The sequence below is a fragment of the Lactiplantibacillus nangangensis genome (assembly GCF_005405065.1).
Taxonomy (GTDB): Bacteria; Bacillota; Bacilli; order Lactobacillales; family Lactobacillaceae; genus Lactiplantibacillus; species Lactiplantibacillus nangangensis.
In genome coordinates this window covers 15865-35841 of the sequence record NZ_BJDI01000013.1, presented here as the reverse complement: position 1 = coordinate 35841, position 19977 = coordinate 15865, and the positions used below count along the sequence as shown (strand labels likewise).

At 45.6% G+C, this 19977-nt stretch carries 14 protein-coding genes; 3 read left to right on the top strand and 11 right to left on the bottom strand.

What is annotated here, in order from left to right; translation table 11 throughout:
* Nucleotides 1-17: 17 nt before the first annotated feature.
* The 7 genes from FFM70_RS10695 to FFM70_RS10665 all read right to left on the bottom strand — a co-directional run bounded on the left by FFM70_RS10695 (nt 18) and on the right by FFM70_RS10665 (nt 10164).
* Nucleotides 18-1193 carry a CamS family sex pheromone protein gene (locus FFM70_RS10695; protein WP_137616845.1) on the bottom strand — a complete coding sequence of 392 codons (1176 nt, stop codon included), beginning with the start codon at nt 1191-1193 and terminating at the stop codon, nt 18-20.
* Nucleotides 1190-3232: an NAD-dependent DNA ligase LigA gene (ligA, locus tag FFM70_RS10690; RefSeq protein WP_137616844.1), complete on the bottom strand. Its 2043-nt coding sequence runs from the start codon at nt 3230-3232 to the stop codon at nt 1190-1192. The genes FFM70_RS10695 and ligA overlap by 4 nt, the downstream gene beginning before the upstream one ends.
* 21 nt (nt 3233-3253) lie before the next feature.
* The gene (gene pcrA / locus FFM70_RS10685) at nt 3254-5512 is read right to left on the bottom strand and encodes a DNA helicase PcrA (protein ID WP_137616843.1); all 2259 of its coding nucleotides are present in this window, start codon (nt 5510-5512) and stop codon (nt 3254-3256) included.
* Between the two features lie 1548 nt (nt 5513-7060).
* Nucleotides 7061-8233, bottom strand: a complete 1173-nt coding sequence (locus tag FFM70_RS10680; RefSeq protein ID WP_137616897.1) for a 5-(carboxyamino)imidazole ribonucleotide synthase — start codon at nt 8231-8233, stop codon at nt 7061-7063.
* A gap of 100 nt (nt 8234-8333) precedes the next feature.
* Nucleotides 8334-8879: a DUF2179 domain-containing protein gene (locus FFM70_RS10675; RefSeq protein ID WP_137616842.1), complete on the bottom strand. Its 546-nt coding sequence runs from the start codon at nt 8877-8879 to the stop codon at nt 8334-8336.
* Nucleotides 8880-8901: 22 nt separating this feature from the next.
* Nucleotides 8902-9486: a xanthine phosphoribosyltransferase gene (locus tag FFM70_RS10670; RefSeq protein ID WP_137616841.1), complete on the bottom strand. Its 585-nt coding sequence runs from the start codon at nt 9484-9486 to the stop codon at nt 8902-8904.
* 42 nt (nt 9487-9528) lie between these two features.
* Entirely contained in the window at nt 9529-10164 is a 636-nt protein-coding gene (locus tag FFM70_RS10665) for a glycoside hydrolase family 73 protein (RefSeq protein ID WP_137616840.1), read from the bottom strand.
* 132 nt (nt 10165-10296) lie between these two features.
* On the opposite strand from FFM70_RS10665, the gene FFM70_RS10660 reads away from it, so the two are divergent.
* On the top strand, nt 10297-11271 hold the full coding sequence (locus tag FFM70_RS10660; protein ID WP_137616839.1) for a Gfo/Idh/MocA family protein: 975 nt from the start codon (nt 10297-10299) through the stop codon (nt 11269-11271).
* Nucleotides 11272-11373: 102 nt separating this feature from the next.
* Here FFM70_RS10660 and FFM70_RS10655 read toward each other — a convergent pair whose 3' ends face one another.
* Together FFM70_RS10655 and FFM70_RS10650 are read right to left on the bottom strand one after the other, a co-directional pair.
* Nucleotides 11374-11850, bottom strand: a complete 477-nt coding sequence (locus FFM70_RS10655; RefSeq protein WP_137616838.1) for a hypothetical protein — start codon at nt 11848-11850, stop codon at nt 11374-11376.
* Nucleotides 11851-11977: 127 nt separating this feature from the next.
* On the bottom strand, nt 11978-12892 hold the full coding sequence (locus FFM70_RS10650) for a 1,4-dihydroxy-2-naphthoate polyprenyltransferase (RefSeq protein WP_137616837.1): 915 nt from the start codon (nt 12890-12892) through the stop codon (nt 11978-11980).
* Nucleotides 12893-13011: 119 nt separating this feature from the next.
* Between FFM70_RS10650 and FFM70_RS10645 the strand changes: the two genes are divergently transcribed.
* Together FFM70_RS10645 and FFM70_RS10640 are read left to right on the top strand one after the other, a co-directional pair.
* Nucleotides 13012-13989 carry a polyprenyl synthetase family protein gene (locus tag FFM70_RS10645; protein ID WP_137616836.1) on the top strand — a complete coding sequence of 326 codons (978 nt, stop codon included), beginning with the start codon at nt 13012-13014 and terminating at the stop codon, nt 13987-13989.
* 163 nt (nt 13990-14152) lie between these two features.
* Complete coding sequence (locus tag FFM70_RS10640; RefSeq protein WP_137616835.1) at nt 14153-15802, top strand: SWIM zinc finger family protein; 1650 nt, start codon at nt 14153-14155, stop codon at nt 15800-15802.
* Between the two features lie 618 nt (nt 15803-16420).
* Here FFM70_RS10640 and cydC read toward each other — a convergent pair.
* Nucleotides 16421-18169: a thiol reductant ABC exporter subunit CydC gene (gene cydC, locus FFM70_RS10635; RefSeq protein ID WP_137616834.1), complete on the bottom strand. Its 1749-nt coding sequence runs from the start codon at nt 18167-18169 to the stop codon at nt 16421-16423.
* Nucleotides 18169-19902 carry a thiol reductant ABC exporter subunit CydD gene (cydD, locus tag FFM70_RS10630; RefSeq protein ID WP_137616833.1) on the bottom strand — a complete coding sequence of 578 codons (1734 nt, stop codon included), beginning with the start codon at nt 19900-19902 and terminating at the stop codon, nt 18169-18171. The genes cydC and cydD overlap by 1 nt, the downstream gene beginning before the upstream one ends.
* Between the last annotated feature and the right edge of the window lie 75 nt (nt 19903-19977).

Below are 19977 nucleotides of genomic sequence, written 5' to 3'. Positions count from 1 at the left end.
CTTTCTATCTTGCTTAATTAATCGTTACCTTGATCACTAAATACATGCGTGTAATATGAGCTACCTTTAGCGGTCCGAGCTAAGAAGCTTTGGACATCGCCATTCGCACTCTTCACCGTAATTTCAACCGGTACCCCTGATGGTAAGTAGCGTTTTGCGGCCGTTGCCAAATACTGCGTAAAGCTGATAATTTCAGTCTCACTATAGAATTTAGTCGTAATATTCACACTTAATTTGCTCAAAGACTTGTCTTTGTAATGCGCATTCGCGGTCACACCTGACAAGTTCGGGAAGAAGTTTTGAACATGCGACTTGAATGAACTGAAATCAGATTCATCGTTACTATTCGCACCCGAGTTCTTGGATTCCGAGGTTGCTGGGAAAACATAATTTTTCCAGTTCAATGGTTTCCAATCAGTAATCGTGGTCGAACCATTCTTCGAAACCGCATAGGCAATCATGTTACCACCTACTAGACTATCATTTGAAGACTGCTTGTAAAGTGCTAAAACGATTGGCACACTCTTCAAAGCGGACTTTTGACGAAGCCGTTGTAAGACCGTGTTAGCCATTTTCTTACCTTGGGCCGTCAAGACCGTGTCCGAAATGTTCGTTTCATATGTGGCGCCATATTGGACTTTCGTGTAGTAATCAACGGAGTTCATCCCGAGGCCAACCGTGACCCCGCCTAAACTCAACTTACTGCCACTCTGGATCATATAGTCTTGTTCTTCCAGTTGTTGTAAATAAATTGGATTCCGTGTATCGGCATCCTTTTTACCATTATTAACTGGGTTCAAGCCCTCAGCGTTATCTTTCGACTTACGGCCTAACCAATTTTGAACCGTCGATGTGCTGAGATATTGGCCTTCCTGATAAACGTACTTACTCGTTGAAAATTGCTTTTTAGAAACGTCTAATAAGCCCGTTTCAAAACTCTTCAGATTCATCACGTTGTCATTTTGAGCGACCACGACACCTCGTGATTTACTAGTAGTGTAACGGCCATTCTTAATGACCCCTTGATAGAACTCTGAATCAGTCGACCCAGTCGTGGTGGTCGTTTTCGAACCCGTGGTGGTCGTACTCGTACTATTCGACCCAAACGATGAATTCTTTAAATTACCACAGGCGGCTAAAGCCATGGCGACCACGACGACTAAACCAGCCGTGCGTATGCGTTTAATGTTCACGCTTCTGTATCCTCCCTCATTGTCGTGCTGAACCGGGCTTCATCCCATACCGTAATGTCCAGCTGCTGTGCTTTTTGTAACTTACTACCCGCATCAGCGCCGGCGATAACTAGATCCGTTTTTTTCGAAACACTGCCAGTCACCGTGGCTCCATGATTTTGAAGCCATTCCGTTGCTGCCGGACGCGTAAAGCTTTCCAGCTTACCCGTCAAAACGACGCGTTTACCGACAAACCAACTATCACTAGTTTGCGTTGCCGCTTCACTTGGTCCTTGATAGGTCATATTGACATTAACGGCTTGCAATTCTTTGATCAAGCCTTGCACCGCCGTACTGTCAAAATACTGAACGACGGCGTTGGCAATAATATCGCCCATTGAGTCAATGGCCGCAATTTCAGCTTGATCAGCCGCCATTAGCGGTTCAATCGTGCCAAAATGTTGGGCAATCAACCGGGCAACCTTAGCCCCAACGTGCCGAATGCCAAGACCAAATAATAATCGTTCAAGTGAATTATTGCGACTACGGTCAATCGCTGTCAAGAGGTTGGCTGCAGATTTATCTTTTACTTTATCTAATCCGAGCAAGTCAGCCGTCGTGAGTCGATAGAGATCGGCCACGTCCGTCACCAGCCCACTCGTGTATAACTGGGCAATTAATTTTGGCCCTAAGCCATCGATATTCATCGCATTACGTGACGCAAAATGAACCAGCCCTTCTTGCACTTGCGCCGGGCACTTCGGATTGATACAGCGTAACGCTACTTCGTCTTCTAAATGGACTAACGGTGCCCCACAGGATGGACAAACCGTTGGAATCGGCAATGGCACAGCTTCTTTTGGTCGTTTGCTTAGATCAACAGACGCAATTTCTGGAATAATATCCCCAGCTTTATGCAGTAGTACCGTATCCCCAATCCGCACATCTTTGGCCTGAACATAGTCTGGATTATGCAAGGACGCCCGCGCCACAGTCGTCCCAGCTAGTTGAACCGGGGTCATGACCGCCGTGGGTGTCACCACGCCGGTCCGACCGACTGTCCATTCAACATCTTCCAGCAAAGTTGGCTGTTCATCCGGTGGAAATTTAAAAGCAATGGCCCAGCGTGGCACTTTGACTGTCGCACCGAGTGACCGTTGCAATGGGAGCGGATTCGCTTTAATCACAATCCCATCAATACCATAAGCTAAGTTGGGGCGTTCATTTTGATAATGATCGATATAGCTAAACACATCCGTCATCGAATGAGCAACCTTGAAATCTGGATTGATGGCAAACCCAAGATCCGCGAATTCCTCAAGCATATCGCTCTGAGTTCTCGCTGTCAGAGGGGCGTAATCCGCCACGTTATACATAAACGTACTCAATTGACGTTCCGCTGTGACCTTCGTATCGAGTTGCCGCAACGAGCCGGCCGCCGCATTCCGCGGATTAGCAAAAATCGGTTCACCAGCAGCTTCTCGGCGTTCATTTAACGCAGCAAAGGCTGCTTTCGGCATGTAACATTCGCCACGAACTTCGACCGTCAATGGCCGCTTCAATTCATGGGGAATCGAAGCAATCGTCATGATATTTTGTGTAATATCTTCACCAATCGTCCCATTACCCCGAGTGGACCCTTGGATCAAGCGCCCATTTTCATACCGTAAGGATAGGGCTAAACCATCAATTTTGAGTTCACAATTATAATCAAACGGGTCGTCCACATTTTGCCGCAAACGATCATCGAATTCTTGTAGCTCCTCGTGTGAAAAGACATCACCAAGTGACAGCATTGGAATATCATGCTGGACCTTGGTGAAACCAGCTTTGACCGTTCCGCCGACTAATTGTGTCGGTGAGTCTGGCGTGACGATGGTTGGAAAAGCCCCTTCTAATGCGACTAATCGCGCATACTCACGGTCATAAACATCATCTTCAACTTTAGGCGCATCATTATCATAATAATACCGCCGCCATTGATTTAACTCGGCTCGAAGTGCGACCGCTTCCGTTGCCGCGGTCGTCGCAGTCAAAGACTCAATGGGTTGTTTTGCCATGTGTTTTGCCCCCTCAAGGATTTAATCTTGAACTTTTTGAATTGGTGCAAAGGCTGCTAATAAACGCTTGATACCTTCAGACTTGAAAGCAATATCCAACTCGGCATCTTCACCGGCACCCGTGACTTTAACCACAGTCCCGGTGCCCCACTTGCGATGCTTGACCTTGTCACCGATGCGCCAACTATTCTTATCAGCGCCAGTGCCACTAGCTTTCTTAACCGTTGGCCGCGTCCCAACTGGGTTCTTTTTATAGCGCGGCGTCAAGGCTTTCTTCGTTGCAAACGGCACCTCTGGACCACTCGTCATGCCGCCTTCCAATTGATTGTCATTTTTAATCAAACTCTGATCAATTTCTTCAACGAAACGCGATGCTTGGTTACTTTGACGGCGGCCGTACAACATCCGTGAGTAGGCATTGGTCAAATACAGCTTCTTTTCGGCCCGCGTAATCCCCACGTAAGCCAAGCGGCGTTCTTCTTCGAGTTCATCTTCATCCATCATCGCGCGTGACAATGGGAAGATACCTTCTTCCATCCCAATCATAAAGACCACTGGGAATTCTAGCCCCTTAGCAGCATGCAAGGTCATCAACGTGACAGCTTGAGGTTCTTCTTCGACATTGTCTACATCGGAAACTAACGCCAAGTCGGCTAAGAAGTCGACGAACTTGTCGCTCTCTTCGTCTTCTGGCTCGTAACTATCATCAAACTGTTTCGTAACCGATAAGAATTCTTCAATGTTTTCGATCCGCGTTTGAGATTCCAACGGTTTGGCAACTTTGGCATCTTTTAAGGCTTTCATATAGCCGGACCGTTTCAAAATTTCTTCGGTTAAATCCGTGACCGATAAGTATTCCCGCATGGCCCGTAATTCATTCATCGTGGCCGCAAACTTGGCAATGCCACCCTTGGCCCGCGTGGAAATACCGTTCGCCATATCAACGTTGCTAGCGGCTTCTAACATCGAGTATCCCGCTTCATCCGCAAAGGCGCGCAGTTTATCAACACTCGTTTGACCGATACCACGTTTTGGTTCATTGACGACCCGTTCAAAGTTGATCGAATCTTGGTCATTCACGATTAAAGTCAAATAGGAGAGTACATCCCGAATTTCCTTACGGTCGTAGAATTTGTTACCGCCAACCATCGTGTATGGCACATTGGCTTTGACGAGTGACTCTTCCATCACACGCGATTGGGCATTAGTCCGATACAAAATGGCAAAGTCACCATAATTAAATTTATTTTCAGCCATCTCTTCTTGAATCTTTGAAATGACATAATGCGTTTCATCATTTTCACTTTGACCACGATAATAAGAAATCTGGTCACCCTCGTCATTTTCAGTCCACAATTTCTTTGGCCGACGAGTCGTGTTATTGTTGATCACTTTGTTAGCCGCGGCCAAGATTGTCTTCGTTGAACGGTAATTTTGTTCCAACATGACACTATCGGCTTGCGGATAATCTTGTTCAAAATCAAGAATATTTTCCATATTCGCGCCCCGCCAACCATAAATTGACTGGTCCGCGTCACCAACAACACAAAGATTTTTATACTTTTCAGCCAATAGGTTGACCAATGTATACTGGGCATTGTTGGTATCTTGATATTCATCCACGTGAATATAATGGAATTTATCTTGGTACCACCCCAACGTTTCTGGGTGGCTCCTAAACAATTGAATCGTTAGCATGATCAAGTCATCAAAATCGACCGCTTGATCCGCAGCCAATTCATGTTGGTATTGGTCATAGACATCTGCGACGATACTTTCGAAGGGACTTGCGGCCGATTCTTTATACATTGCCGGCGTTTGTAAATCATTCTTGGCATTCGAAATTGCCGACAAGATCGACCGTGGATCGAACTTCTTAGAATCAATATTTTGATCATTTAAAATTCGCTTGACTAACGTCCGTTGTTCGCTCGTCCCGGCAATCGTAAACGCCCGGTTATACCCAATTTGATCAATGTCACGACGCAAGATTCGGACACACAAGGCATGGAACGTGGAGACCCAAACATCGCGAGCGGATTCACCCAACAATTTACCGACCCGTTCACGCATTTCGCGCGCGGCTTTATTCGTAAATGTAATCGCTAAAACATTCCAGGGATTAACCCCTTTTTCTTCAATTAAATAGGCTACTCGATGCGTTAAAACTCGGGTCTTCCCAGAGCCCGCACCGGCCATAATTAGTAGCGGTCCTTCAGTGTCTAATACGGCTTCTTGCTGCTTGTCATTCATTCCTGCCAATAGGCTTTCTTTCGACACGCTGTTCGCCACCCTTTCTAAAAATCAGTCAACAAATATTATAGCAAATTTTAGGCGTTAATGCTCGGTTAGAGAGTGTAAAAACCGGCGTTTCGACTATGAGCATTGCCTAGCCAAATCACTAATGCGGGTTAAGCATTCGTGACTTGGCGTAGCAAGCGGAGTGGTCGGCCGATTTTTACACGTTTCGACTCACTAGGTTAAAAACACTCAAGTTTCGATCAACCTGCTGCTGTCCCATTGAGGCTCAGAGTCAAAAACGGTTCAAGCCCCAATCGCACCCAATTCAGCCCGCCGGTCGGGTCCCGTTAGCGCTGGAACGTGGTGGGCACGGTTACGAGCCACAGCCCGGTCTCGTAAGCCGGCCTTTTACTAGGTCGCCGGTAAATCACCGCCAACCAAGTAAAATTTCACCACTGAGCATTAACGGGACCCAACCTCTAGGCTATGTTTGCCCACTCTGCAAATTTTAGTTAAATTTCTAGCTAGTCAGTTCAAAAAACTTAACCACTAACTTCAGAGCCATCGCTGTTTTCTCATTGACACCTTCAACCAAACCTAAGTTAATTATGACAATCTCATGAACTTACGTTGTCCAAATGAGTGTCTTTTTTCAATTGATCTTTAAACCTCAATCAATCAGCAACAATCTGATATCCTCAAACAAAATACGTCGCCTACATCATCTGATTTCCGTGTGTAATCAGATTTTGTAGACTATGTTGAAATTACAAACCATAGTTTTGTACTGGTATGATTTTCGACATTTAATGGCTAAACTCAGAAACAAGTTTTAAGCTACCGTCATCATGAGACTAATAACAGTGTCTCCCATTAGGTCAGAATCGGTGCCTATATGAAAAACAAGTATGGTCTTACACGGTAATTCAAAGCCAGCAAACCGAGTCGTTGAATTGTCCAACAAGCTTAGTCGATAAATCATGTAGACACTACATACCAGTTTTGACTAACTCTGCTAAATCTAAAACAACTGACCAATCGCTCAAAACAGTTAACGAGCTGCAGGTTGTTGTTGATAGCATCGGGCGTGTGGGTGGTGTAAGACCGGCGATTTTCCGGTCTTACACCACGGACCGGCCAGGACAATTGCGGTTCTTGCAATTGTTCTGGGCGAGGAGTAAGACCGCTCTTCAGGCTCACTCCGATCCTTCGCCCGCATGTTATCAACAACAACCGGAAGCGGCAACTATCAACTATCTTTCATATGATGATTAATCACAGCGGGATGGGACCAGCAATTTTCAACTAAATCAGTTATCTAGTCGGAGGTCGCCGCTGATGGCATCGGTCGTGATGGTGGCGTTTGGTTGGCGTTAGCCAGCCTTACGCCACGGACCGGCCGGGACAATTGCGGTTTTTGCAACTGTTTCGGGCGAGGAGTGAGACCGCTCCTAAGGCTCACTCCGGTCCCACGACCGCATGCCATCAGTGGCGACCGGAGACGGCAAAGATGACCAATTCATAAATTGATACTAAAAATAGCCGCCAACCTTCGCAGGTTCAACGACTATCAAAAATTATTAAATTTTAGTCACTTGTAGGCGTAGCATCATTGATGTTAGTTGGCGTATTGACCCGCCAGATGGCTGTATCATCGATTTGGTCGAGGGCTTCCTTGACCGTATCAGCTTCCACTAAAACGTGACCCGCAACAACCGTTTTTTCGGCTTGTAACGTGGTTCGATGATAAAAGTTGAAGAACCAATTTGGCTTGATCTGCCACTGGGTCCGAATCCCGTGGACTTGCGCCGTGGTAAAGTAAACCGCAACAACTGGCATCAACTGTTTAATCGGCATGAGCGGCAACCCAGCAATGGCCCGCAAATGTTGTTCAGCCATACTGATGTTGGTCGCTCGTTCAAAAACATAACCAGATTGATGCATCGCTGGTACAACTCGCTTGACGTACAAGTTACCACTCTTAGTCAAGAAGAAAGCGACCTCAAAGATACCGGTATAACTGAGATTGGCACTAATTTCTTTAGTGATCCGTAAGATTTCATCGTTGACGGCACTCTCAATTTGAGCTGGGACAATCGTCGCAACTAACTCATGATTGCGATAACGATTTTCGACAATTGGAAAGTATGCCGTTTCGGTAGCTGTCTTGGCTACCACGACTGAAAGTTCCTTATCGTAAGGAATCAAGGATTCCAGCAAATAAGTCCCCCAATCCAGCAAATCCGCCGCCTTAACGATATCCGTTTGCGTCTTAATTTCTAATTGGCGATTCTGACCAAGGCCTTTTTGAATTGGCTTCAAAATACTTGGATAGCCAATTGACCCGATGGCCTGATAAACATCATCCAAACTAACAATCGTCGCAGATGGCGCCACGTTTAAGTTTAACTGGCTAAAGAAAGCGCGTTCCAACGAACGGTCTTGCATAATTTCAAGCGCATCCGCACCTTGGGGAACTTTGGTGTGTGCCGCTAAAAAGTTCACGACTGACGCATCGACCGTTTCCGATTCATACGTCACAACATCGCAACGTTCCGCAAAATTTTGTAACTGTTGCTGATCATTTAGGGCTCCGACAACCCGAAAATCTGCCAGTTCCATGGTCTCAGTATTTTCGTCATCACCGTAAACTCCGACATTAATGCCAGCATTACGCGCGGCAATTACCAATCCAACACCGTTGGTACTATTGCCAATGATGCCTAAAGTATCGCCTGGATTTAAAACCGAGTTGTCCACATCCGTCCCTACTTTCTTCACATTAAAATAAATTCAATTTACCGAAATTCTTATTCGTTTATAATCATACGTTCCCGACCGCGTGGTTGCAAGCCCCAGCTTACTTTTTTCGCTGGCCGTTGCGCCGTTTGACTCGTTTTAACCAAAAGCCACCAGAAATATAGCGAGGCTCATAGGCAATGATAAAGGCGTTTGGTGCGGTTGTTTTGATCAAATCATACAACCGCCGTTCATTCTTACGAGGGGCTAAAATTTCTAAAGCTAACCGTTCACCGTCTAAACCATAGGCGACGTGCTGTGTCACTCCGAAGCCATTACTGCGTAAGACTCCTGGCAAGGGCGATTTGGGATCTGGTAAAATCACTGAAATCATCGTATAACCTAGTGCTAATTTATCCTCAAGCACCATGCCAACGTAGACGCCAACGCCATACCCTAAGGCATAAACCACTAAATTAATCGGCTTATCCAACCGATTCAAAACTAACGATAATCCAAGCACATAGATGGTGATTTCTAACACGGACATAAACGCCGCAAAATAGCGATACCCACGCATCACTAGTAAGAAACGGAGGGTGTTCAACGTAATATAAGCAAAATTAATCACAAAAATGAGTGCTAACATTCCAATATCAACGTGCATTCTACCACCAACTTTCGCTTAACTAATCGGTCGTTTCAGAAGCAAAGTGGACTTGGTTACCTTCGAATGAGGTAATTTGTGCCAAAGATTCCAACCGTACGCCACGATCCTTGATCATTTGATGCCCCGTTTGGAAGACTTTTTCGATGACCATCCCAGCACCGGCGATTTCAGCCTTGGCCTGGTCACAAATTTCAAATAAGCCTTGAACAGCTTGACCGTTGGCTAAAAAATCATCGATGATCAACACTTTATCATCCGCACTCAAAAACTTCTTGGCAATCGAAATCTGGTTCGATGTCTTTTTCGTATATGAATAAACTTCGGCCGTAAATAAGTCATCAATTAAAGTTACTGATTTATGTTTACGGGCAAAAACGACTGGTACGTGCAATTGCAACCCAGTCATCACGGCTGGCGCAATCCCGGAAGATTCCACCGTCAAGATTTTAGTAATGCCCTCGCCTCTAAATAAGTAGGCAAATTCTGAGCCAATCGCAAACATTAAATCCGGGTCAACTTGATGATTTAAAAAACCATCAACTTTTAATACTTCGCCAGGTAACACCCGGCCATCTTCTAAAATGCGTTGTTCAAGTTGTCGCATAGTATCCTCCTGATGGTTTTGATTGATTTAATTATAAAGAACTTACTTCTTATCATACCGTTGTAAGTCATATTTTTGAATAATATTAATTAATTTTTGCGCATAACTCGGATCGGTCGCGTAACCAGCATTGCTTAAAGCCACAGCTGCCGTCCGATAATTCTGCGCTTGAATCACGCCTTGATAAAGTTGCGGGTTCCAAGTCGTCCCATCGGCCAGCTTACGTGCGTGCCCAACCATTGAGTCATGCCAGCTCGCATAGACGCGAAAACGGTGCTTTTCATTGTGATACGCACCGTCATGGTATTCTTGAGTCGCCATCAGCTTCCCCTTTTCGCCAGTACCCGCTTTAACCCCAAATAAATTATTGTTCTGTTGCGCATTGGCACTGCGGCCCCAATCGGATTCCAAAATAGCTTGGCTTAAACTAATACTCGCCAAAACATGATATTTTGTTTGCATCTTCTGGGCATCTGGCACTAATTTTTGAATGAATTCAGCATGTGAAAGGGTCGCTGAAGCCGACTGCTGCGTGGTTGGAGCGGCCGAGGCCGCCAACTTATGCTTGACCGTCCACCCCAACCCGCCAAGCACGACCAGCACAATGATCAGATTAAGCCACTGGATGCGACCTTTTTTCACAATAAAACCGGCTGAGCGGCGCTTCTTTTTGGACATACTTGCGAATCCTTTCTACCTAACGTGATTATCTTCTATTCTACCGGCTTTCCATGTAAATTAAAACGTTAATCAAGTCGCTTTTCTGCTAAAATGAAGTCAGTTTCAAAATTGCGTTGAGGAGGATTTTTCATGCCAAAAACTTATCGTTGGGCGATTGTCGGTCTCGGCAACATTGCCCACAGTTTTGTTAAATATTTTGACCAACCAGACGGTGAAATCTACGCGGTCTGTTCACGATCACAAGCTAAGGCTGATGCTTTTGCACAGGAACACGGCATCCCTAAAGCATATGGTAACTTAGACGACTTATTAGCTGATGGCCAGGTCGATATCGTCTACGTGGCAACTCCCCACAATTACCATCTCGATACAATTATGCCTGCCCTAAAGGCTGGGAAACACGTTTTCAGTGAAAAAGCGATTACCATGTCGAGTGCTCAACTCACGGCCGCCAAAACTGTCGCAGCTGAGAAACAGCTCATTTTGGCCGAAGCCATGACGCTTTACCACATGCCACTTTATCAAAAATTGCATGATTTCGCCATCGAACGCAAACTTGGCGCCTTAAAAATGGTTCAAGCAAGCTTCGGTAGCTATAAGGAACCGGATGTCACTAACCGCTTCTTCAATCCCGATTTAGCTGGTGGTGCCTTGTTGGATATTGGGGTCTATGCGCTAGCCTTTGTGCGTGAATTCTTAACGGCTAAACCTTATATCACCGGGACGACGATGCATCGTTTCAGCAGTGGCGTGGATGAATCCGAGACGATCAGTTTACGGACGGCTAATGATGAACTGGCAACTGTAGCCCTGACTTTCCGGGCAAAGATGCCGAAACAAGGCATCGTGGCCTACGAAAATGGCTACTTCACGATTGACAGTTATCCGCGCGCTGAACAAGCCTTGTTCACTGACTCAACCGGCAAAACGGAAATCGTTAAAGCTGGTGACAGCAAGCAAGCGATGAATTATGAAATTGCAGATATGCAAAAAATGATTGCGGGGCAACTGGCCAATACGAGTTTGGTTAAGACCACCGATGTCATGGATGTCATGACGGCGGCTCGTGATCAGTGGGATTACCGCTACCCATTTGAAAAATAATTACGCAATCCAAAGTCCGGCAAATGCTGGGCTTTTTTGATTGGCATATAAGACGTCAAAAAAAGGTATTCCAACCAAATTGATCAGCATACCTTGTTAGTCTTATTCGAATTTTGAAATTTCAATGGCCACTTGCTGACCCAACTTAGCCTGCAACGCCGTTTTTACGGTCGTAACAGTCCCATTGAAAACCATACTGATTTCCCGATGTGAATTTAAGATGAACTTCACGATTACACGGGTCTTCTTTTCTATCGCTGGAATCGCAGGAATTGCCGCAATTTCAATACCAGCAATCTCTTCAAATTTAATCGTGCGTCGGAACCACGCCCCTGGTAAAACTAGCCGATGCGTCGCCAAGCCACCCGTTCCCATCATGATGTTGACCATGAAGAACAAGGTCCAGAATAGTAAATCTGAAAAGCTCGTTAAACCACCATAGCTACCAGCACCCCATATCACAAGTAAACCAGCCACAACTAGTTGACCCCAGCGATACTTAGACCGAATTTCCAGTTGTGATTCAACGCCAATGTTGCGAATGACAATAAAAGCCAAAATACCATTTAATACTAACATGTGTCGTTCACCTCACTTTCACCTATGGGTTATATTGTAACAATCATTACCGTATAAGTAACCCCAGTTGTTCGGCTGAACGGTCAAAAATCACTTTGGCAGCCATCACTTTGCCAATCAAGTCGGCCTAATTAAAAATCAACCCCAAACCCATGCAAACCACGAACGTCAAGCAGATGATGCTGGCATTCTTGATGGCTAAAATAAACGTTTCCCGTTTGACTTGTTTCCGCATAAATTGGCGCGTATTTTTCAGGACCGGGATGACGCTTAGTAAGGTCAACAAACTTAGCTTTGGTAAAACACCAATCCAAACCGCCACCATCAGACAGATATAGCCAACAATATAGCTCCATGCAAAGACTTGTAACATCACCGGCTTACCCAAATAAGAAACAATCGTATGCCGCCCTAAGGCAATGTCTTCATCCATATCACAAATATTATTTGCCAACATAATATTAGAAATTGCAAAAATAGCTAGACCAGCTGAAATCATGACGTTGAAAGTCCCGTGCCAAGTAATTGGTGCGACATCATACGTGTTGATATAAACCGAGATCCAGAAAATCATGAATCCCATCGTGAAACCAGAGAAAAATTCTCCAAACGGTCCTGATGAAATTGGCTTCGGTCCGCCAGCATAAAAATAACCGACCGCATAGGAATAAATCCCCATCCAAAGTAACGGCAACCCGGTCTGAGTCACTAACCAGAGACCGAGGATCAATGAGATTCCACCCAAACCAAAAGTTAGTGTGCGTGCTTGTCGAATGGAAATTTGATTGACACCCACCACGTTGGTTGCTTCCAAAAACTCCTGATTAGCCGCGTCGCGTGGGGCATGTAAGAAATCTTGATAGTTGTCGTTCGCGTTCGTCGCCATATGAAATAAGGAAGACGCTACAAAGAATAATAATAAATAGCCTAGATGGACCTGATGATAATTATAGACAGCGTACAAACTCCCCAGGACAAACGGCAGCACGCTGGCAATAAGTGATTTTATTTCAACGAATTCCAAAAATACTTTTGGTTTCAAAAATTGACTCCCCTTTTATTTGACAAGTATTAGCGCGTTTTGTACCTTTAAGTTAGATTGTATTTTAGAATGCGTGGGGCTGCAAGTTTTGACACACCCCACTGACGGGGTGAACAAGCATGATTCAGACGATTTGGCAACCAAATACACCAGTACATCAACAATTAAAGGCGCTAAAGCCTTATCTTTTGGCTCAAGTCCAAATTAATAATCCGGCCATTGATCAACGCGTCCACGAACTTTTGGCGGCCGGGGGTAAATTTTTACGTCCTGGTTTCTTCTATTTATTCAGCCAATTTGGGACTGACCAAGAACCAGCACGTTTACAAGCTGGCGCAGCGGCAATGGAACTTTTACACGTCGCCACTTTAATCCATGATGATGTGATCGATGAAGCCAAGGAGCGGCGACACATCACGACAATTCACCAAGATTACGGTCAACGCAATGCGATTTACGCCGGGGATTTGTTGTTCACCTGCTATTTTGACCAAGTTTTGTTAGCCGCCTTAAGCCGGGAAGATGTTAAACGAAATACCGCAGCCATGCGCGGTATTTTGCAAGGGGAACTCGATCAGATGGCGCACAATTTTAACCCCACGACCACACTAACGGATTATTTGGCCGTGGCTGCCGGTAAAACCGCCCGCTTATTTAGCCTAAGCTGCGAGCAAGGCGCTCATCTCGCTAAAGCCCCTACGGAAATCGTTCAGTTAGCGCAACAAATTGGCCAACAACTTGGGATTGCCTATCAAATGCTCGATGATATTCTGGATTATGCTGGCGATGAAAAACTCACCCACAAACCAATTTTGAGTGATTTGAAAGATGGCGTTTACTCACTACCACTCATCTATGCCCTACAAACTGACCCAAGTTTGGCGCGACAACTACCCATGCCGGGTGCGACTGTCACCAACGAACAACTCTTGACTATTCGTGATCAAGTCATTGTGTTAGGTGGCGTCACCCGCGCCCAACAGCTTGCGACCCAATATACGCAACAAGCGCTTAGTTTGATCAACGACTTGCCAGCCGGCGCCACGCAACAAACCATTCGACGCCTGGTGACCCAATTACTCGTTCGTAATCACTAATCATTCCAAATTTCAAAGCGGCAACCACCTGACAATTCAGTGTGATTGCCGCTTTATATTTCGAGACAATGACGATTCGAGATGAGACATCTTCAGTATTGGCTTGTTGACACAATTTTGCTATAGTAAGGCTAACTCAACTCAGAAATTGGAGGTCACACAGATGGCTTGGCAATCCCTTTTTCAACCCCAAATTCTCGCCCGTGGCGTCGATTATTATCAGCGTGGACTAGTGACAGAATTCAAATCGACTGGTGATGGCGTTGAAGCCACCGTCGAAGGCTCACAGCTTTACGACGTTGCAATCACCTTTCGACATGATAAGATTCAGCATGCACTCTGTGACTGTCCTTACGCCGCTGAAGGCAATTATTGTAAACATATGGCGGCAGTCTTGCTTTACAACGACAAGCCGTTCACTGCGCCAAAAATCACTCAGCAAACTCAACAAGTGGCCACGCTCGTTGCTCAAGCAACTGAACAACAAGTTCGTGATTTTTTAACAACTTTACTCCAACAGGATCCACAGTTGACTAGCCAGTTTAAGTTAATGGTCACCAAAACGCTCTCAGAAACTGATCAACGCGTTTACGAAGATGAACTTGATAGTATTTTTGATGACTACTTAGATCAAGATGATTTTATTGATTATGAAGATGCTGGGGATTTTGAAAGTGAGTTATCAACTTTTTTCAAGACTGTGATTCAGCCGATGATTGCTCAAAAGCAGCTTTCAATGGCTTTAAGCCTTGTTGAAACAACCTTTGTTAACCTGGAAAACTTAGACATCGATGACTCTAATGGTGAACTTTTTATCCTGACTCGCGCCTGTTCAGACGCTTGGCAACAAATTCTTAGTCAGGCTGACCTGCCACTTAAACAACAGGCGTTTGCTTGGTTCCAACAAAAACTAGCAGATTCCAACGACCTTTTTGACAATATTATTGAAGACTTGCTCTTCAATAATTTCCAAGACGCCAGCTTTTTAACTCGTAAGCTTGCTCTAACTGAAACAATGCTAAACCAAGCTAGCACTATCACTGATGATTGGGAACGGGAAATCAACGGTTCCAAATGGGCGGGCTATCATTTGCAAGTCCTCGACGCGCAATCGGCATCACCTGCAACGATCACCGCATTTTGTGAGGCTAATCTCAGTTACCACCAAGTCCGTCAATATTACATTGACTTTTGCATAGCTCAAAAAAATGACGCGCAGGCGATTCAATTACTAGTTGCTGGTAAAAAACAAGACCAGCATTCACTTGGCGCTTCCGAAGACTACAGTCGCCAACTCAAAACGCTTTATCAGCGGCTTGGTGATCAAACGCATTATCAACAAGAATTGTGGTCGCTACTGACCCATCAAACAACTGTCGAGCTAGCCGATTACCGCGAGTTAAAACACTGCTTTTCACCGGATAACTGGCTAACTGAACGGGAAAAATTATTTAACTCAATGCGCCCTCGAACCAATCTAGAACCGCTCTACGCTGAAGACCATCTCTACCATCGGTTATTAACCGCGGTTTTAGCAGAAGATGGCCTAACGGGTGTCGAGACTTACGGTCCGATTCTAAAAGCTAAATTTTCTGATCAACTCTGCCAAAAGCTTGCCACAACTGTTGAAGCAATGGCAACCACGACTGGATCCCGTGAACATTACCGCGAATTAGTCGCAGTTTTAAATCAAATGAAACGCTATCCTAATGGTCGCCAGCTAGCAACAGAGCTCATCGCTGGTTGGCGCAAACGCTATGCACGCCGTTCAGCCATGATGGACGAACTCAACCGCTTTGACCAAATCAATTAAGCCACGGCTAGTTAGAAGACAATAAAAGACAATTAATAATTGCTGCTTCCGGTTGCTGTTGATAACATGCGTCTGAGGGCCGTCTTGCCCTTCGCCCGGAAAATCGCCGGACGCCACCTACACGGCCGATGCTATCAACGACAAGTGACCCAGGTGCAATATTCAGGCCATCTCTGCCTCAATTCAACGACAAGTGTTAGTTATCGAATTCAAGTAAAAATTTTATTTTAACGCATAACTAAGTTCAGTTTTAGCACATAATTTAGCCGTGAGGTCGGTTCGGTTAGGGCTCAGCCGTGGCATTTGACTTAGCGCGGTGAACTGCCGCGGTTAGTCAAAAATCGATTTTCGAGACCGCATTTTGGCTCGAAAACGATTCACAGCGTTCCAGCCCTAAACGAACCGACCGGTAGGCGGCAATTAAGTTCACTTCATCAGTCAAGAACAATCAGTATTTCTGAGCAGTTAGCTTACTATTATGATGGTCGACACGTGCGACAACAGACAATTTTCTCCGCTTAACCCAGAAACAGCGACTATTCCAAACCCCGGAATAGTCGCTGTTTCTACGTTAACACTCACAAATTAACAGTTTGTTGTCGCACTCTGATTTTAAACTCATACTTCATCATGACCTTGATCTAAATCGTATAACCGTTTAAACCGCGGTGCCGTCGCATAGAGTTCTTGCGGCGTGCCAGCCATATCGAACGCGCCCGCTTCAAGGAACCGAACCTGATCGACATAGTTGATGCCAGCCAAATGGTGCGTGACCCACAAAATCGTTTTATCTTGTAAAACCCGGAAAACCGTGGCCAACAAATGCGACTCCGTAATTGGGTCCAAACTGACCGTAGGCTCGTCCAAAATAATAATCGGCGCATCTTGTAGTAAGATCCGCGCCAAGGCGATTCGTTGCCGTTCGCCACCAGAAAAACGTGCCCCGCCTTCTTCGACGACCGTTTCATATTGATCCGGTAAACCTTCGATCAGTGGTGCCAATTCGACGGCCTTTAACGCCGCTTTGACCTGCGCATCCGTCGCATCGGGGTTCCCCATCCGCACGTTATTCATAATTGACGTATTGAAGAGATACGGTTGTTGATCCAGCACACCAAACAACTTGGCTCGTTCGTTCTGTAAACGACTGATTGGCACATCATTTAACTGAATGCTCCCACTGGTCGGGGTTAAATCGCCCAGAATTAGCTTCAACAAAGTACTTTTACCCGTTCCAGACGGTCCTAAAAGGGCTAACTTTTCACCAGCTGCCAAACTTAAATTTAACTTTTTGAAAATTGGCCGCGTGCCGGCTTCGTATTGGAAATCCAAATCAGCGACCCGCAAGCCACTAAACTGTTCGGTTAACACGGTTTGATCCGTTTCATCCACCGGTGTTGTGTCTAAGGCATTCACGCGCCGAATCGACCGTTGGTAACTTGGCCATTCACTGACCCCTTGGCTGACCGATTGAAAGGCATCGACTAGCGGAAAAACAGAGAGTACGAAGGCCGCAATCCAATTGGCGCTCGCCTGATTCGTCGTCCAATAGAAACTACTCCAAATTAGCAACGCAAGACAGATGATGCCGAACAACAATTGGATCGTGAAATCCCGCCACCACTGAAAACGGTGGTCGGCTCGACGTAGACGCGCAATTTCATCAATTGGCGCCGTCTGACGGTCATAAAAGTCGGTTTTGCGGCCAGAAATCAGCCAATCACCTAGGCCCATCACCGCATCCGTTAGCTGCGTATAGAATGTCTGTTGGATTTTGCGACTTTGTGATTCACGAGCCCCGTTGATCAAAACGGACCATAATGGCATTGCAATGATGATCAGGCCTAACATCAACAACATCAATAGGCCAAACCACCAGCTAAAATAACCCAGTGCAATCACAATCATCAAATACATGAGCCAGGCAATGACCGTTGGAAATACCGTCCGCAAATAAAGATTTTCGATATGGTCAATATCATCCGCTAAAATACTGAGCACATCACCCGTTTGAAAATTCTGACGAATCGCTACAGCGTGCTTCGCAACCGCTTGGTAGAGCTTTTTGCGAAAATCTGAAACGATACGTAGCACCCAGTTATGACTCGTGATCCGTTCAGCATACCGAAAAGCTGGGCGACCAATCCCGAACGCTCTGGTCAACACAATCGGCACGTAAATCATCAAAATGTTGTACGGATGCCGCGCGGCTTTACTAATTAAATAACCCGAGTTAAACATTAACGCTGACCCACAGAAAAAGGTCATCAAGCCCAAGAACAGCGTCAAGGCTAACAACTTTTTATACTTACGCAGATAGGGCATGACCCAAGTATCATGTTTAAATGTTTCAAAAAAGGCTTTCATCAGATTGCACCTACCATTTCATCACGTAAATGGCCATAAGCCCCATTGTGGGCGGCCAATTCCGCTGGCGTCCCTTGTTCCACGATGGCGCCGTGGTCCATGACGAGCACATAATCCATTTGATTGATCCAGTGCAACCGATGCGTCGCAAAGAAAACCAAATGATGCTCAAAGACCGGCAAAATCGTTTGCTTCAATTCGGCCTCGGTTTCAATGTCCAAATGCGCAGTCGGTTCATCAAACAAGAGAATCTTCCGCGAATCATCAAGAAAGGCTCGCGCTAAAGCGATTCGTTGCGCTTGCCCGCCACTGACACCGCGTGCACCTTCACCAATCTGGGTGTTCAACCCATCTGGCAGCGTTTTGATCCAGGCCGTTAAGCCCGCTTTTTCTGCGGCTTGACCGATGGCGCTGAGGCCCGCTTGCGGTTGATAAAAGGCAATATTTTCTGCCAAGGACGCATGGAATAAATACGGATTTTGTGGAATATAGAAGAAACTTTGCTGCCAAGCCGTTTGACCTAAATGTGACACTGGTTGACCGTTAACTTCAATCGTCCCGTGACCGGGCATCGGGCTTAAGAAACCACCTAACAAATTGATCAACGTCGATTTTCCGGAACCAGACGCCCCAATAATGCCGATTCGTTGGTACCCTTTAGCAACCAGATCCAACTGTTTTAAAGCCGGTTGCTGGTCATCGTAACTAAAGTCCACCTGTTTCAGGCTAAGCGTACTATCTGCCTGCCAAGCTAACGGTTGTTCGCCCAATTGATCACGATCAGTTGGGACCGGCAGCGCTAACATTTTTTGCACGTCAGCGAAAGCATTTTTTCCATTTAAGGTGGCATGATAATCACTTGCAAACGTACGGAGTGGTAAGAAATAATCTGGAGACAATACTAAAATCACTAGTGCCGGTAATAGGGTAATGGTGCCATTGATCAGCCCAAACCCTAAGAAGACTGCGACGACCGCAATTGACAGCGTCGTAAAGAAATCCAACGCAAAGGTTGATAACATTGCGACTTTAATGACTGCCATCGTTTGCTTGCGATAACCTTCACTGACCTGATAAACATTATGCGCATACTGCTTGCTGAGTCCAAGTTGCTTTAAGGTTGGCAACCCCCGTAGCGTATCCACGAAGTGATTTGAGAGCCGCTGATAACCAACGTATTGTTTATCGGCCTTAGCTTGAGCAGCGTAGCCTAAAATAATCATAAATAAAATAATTAACGGAAAAATAGCTAATAAGAATAGTGCTTCACGCCAACGCAACCAGGCAATATAAACAAGAATAACCCACGGAATCACCATCATATCAATGACTTTGATGACGACTAGCATCAAATAAGTCTGAACCTTGTCAATACCTTCCAAGGCAGTCGTAACCACATTCCCAGTCCCAGTTTTTGCGACATAACTCGGTCCTAATTGATACAGTTTTTGCATCACTTGTCGCCGCATTTTGCCGCTAGTTTTTTCAACGATGGGATACATCAACCAGTTTTTAAAGACAACTAACAATTGGCGTCCCGTCCACGCAATTGCAAAGATCAGCATGGGTTGCAGTATCGTGGCTAACGACTTTAAATGCCATAACCCCACGATCGCAACTGACAAAAACTGGGCCTGAATAATAATACAGATTCCCTCCACGACCGCTAACAGCGCTAAGATCACCGTTAACCGTCGCATCCCAGGGAGTTTGAATAGCGCCGGATCAAACATCTCCGTCACCCCCGCTTAAAATATTAAAAGGCCGCGACTTGGCACTTGGCCAAGTCACGACCCGATCCGTGCAAT

Bases quoted from the DNA above. Each gene is read 5' to 3' on its own strand.
- cydD (WP_137616833.1), bottom strand. From the start codon at position 19,902: ATGTTTGATCCGGCGCTATTCAAACTCCCTGGGATGCGACGGTTAACG.
- FFM70_RS10675 (WP_137616842.1), bottom strand. From the start codon at position 8,879: ATGCACGTTGATATTGGAATGTTAGCACTCATTTTTGTGATTAATTTT.
- FFM70_RS10645 (WP_137616836.1), top strand. From the start codon at position 13,012: ATGATTCAGACGATTTGGCAACCAAATACACCAGTACATCAACAATTA.
- cydC (WP_137616834.1), bottom strand. From the start codon at position 18,169: ATGAAAGCCTTTTTTGAAACATTTAAACATGATACTTGGGTCATGCCC.
- FFM70_RS10640 (WP_137616835.1), top strand. From the start codon at position 14,153: ATGGCTTGGCAATCCCTTTTTCAACCCCAAATTCTCGCCCGTGGCGTC.
- ligA (WP_137616844.1), bottom strand. From the start codon at position 3,232: ATGGCAAAACAACCCATTGAGTCTTTGACTGCGACGACCGCGGCAACG.
- FFM70_RS10660 (WP_137616839.1), top strand. From the start codon at position 10,297: ATGCCAAAAACTTATCGTTGGGCGATTGTCGGTCTCGGCAACATTGCC.
- FFM70_RS10665 (WP_137616840.1), bottom strand. From the start codon at position 10,164: ATGTCCAAAAAGAAGCGCCGCTCAGCCGGTTTTATTGTGAAAAAAGGT.
- FFM70_RS10670 (WP_137616841.1), bottom strand. From the start codon at position 9,486: ATGCGACAACTTGAACAACGCATTTTAGAAGATGGCCGGGTGTTACCT.
- FFM70_RS10655 (WP_137616838.1), bottom strand. From the start codon at position 11,850: ATGTTAGTATTAAATGGTATTTTGGCTTTTATTGTCATTCGCAACATT.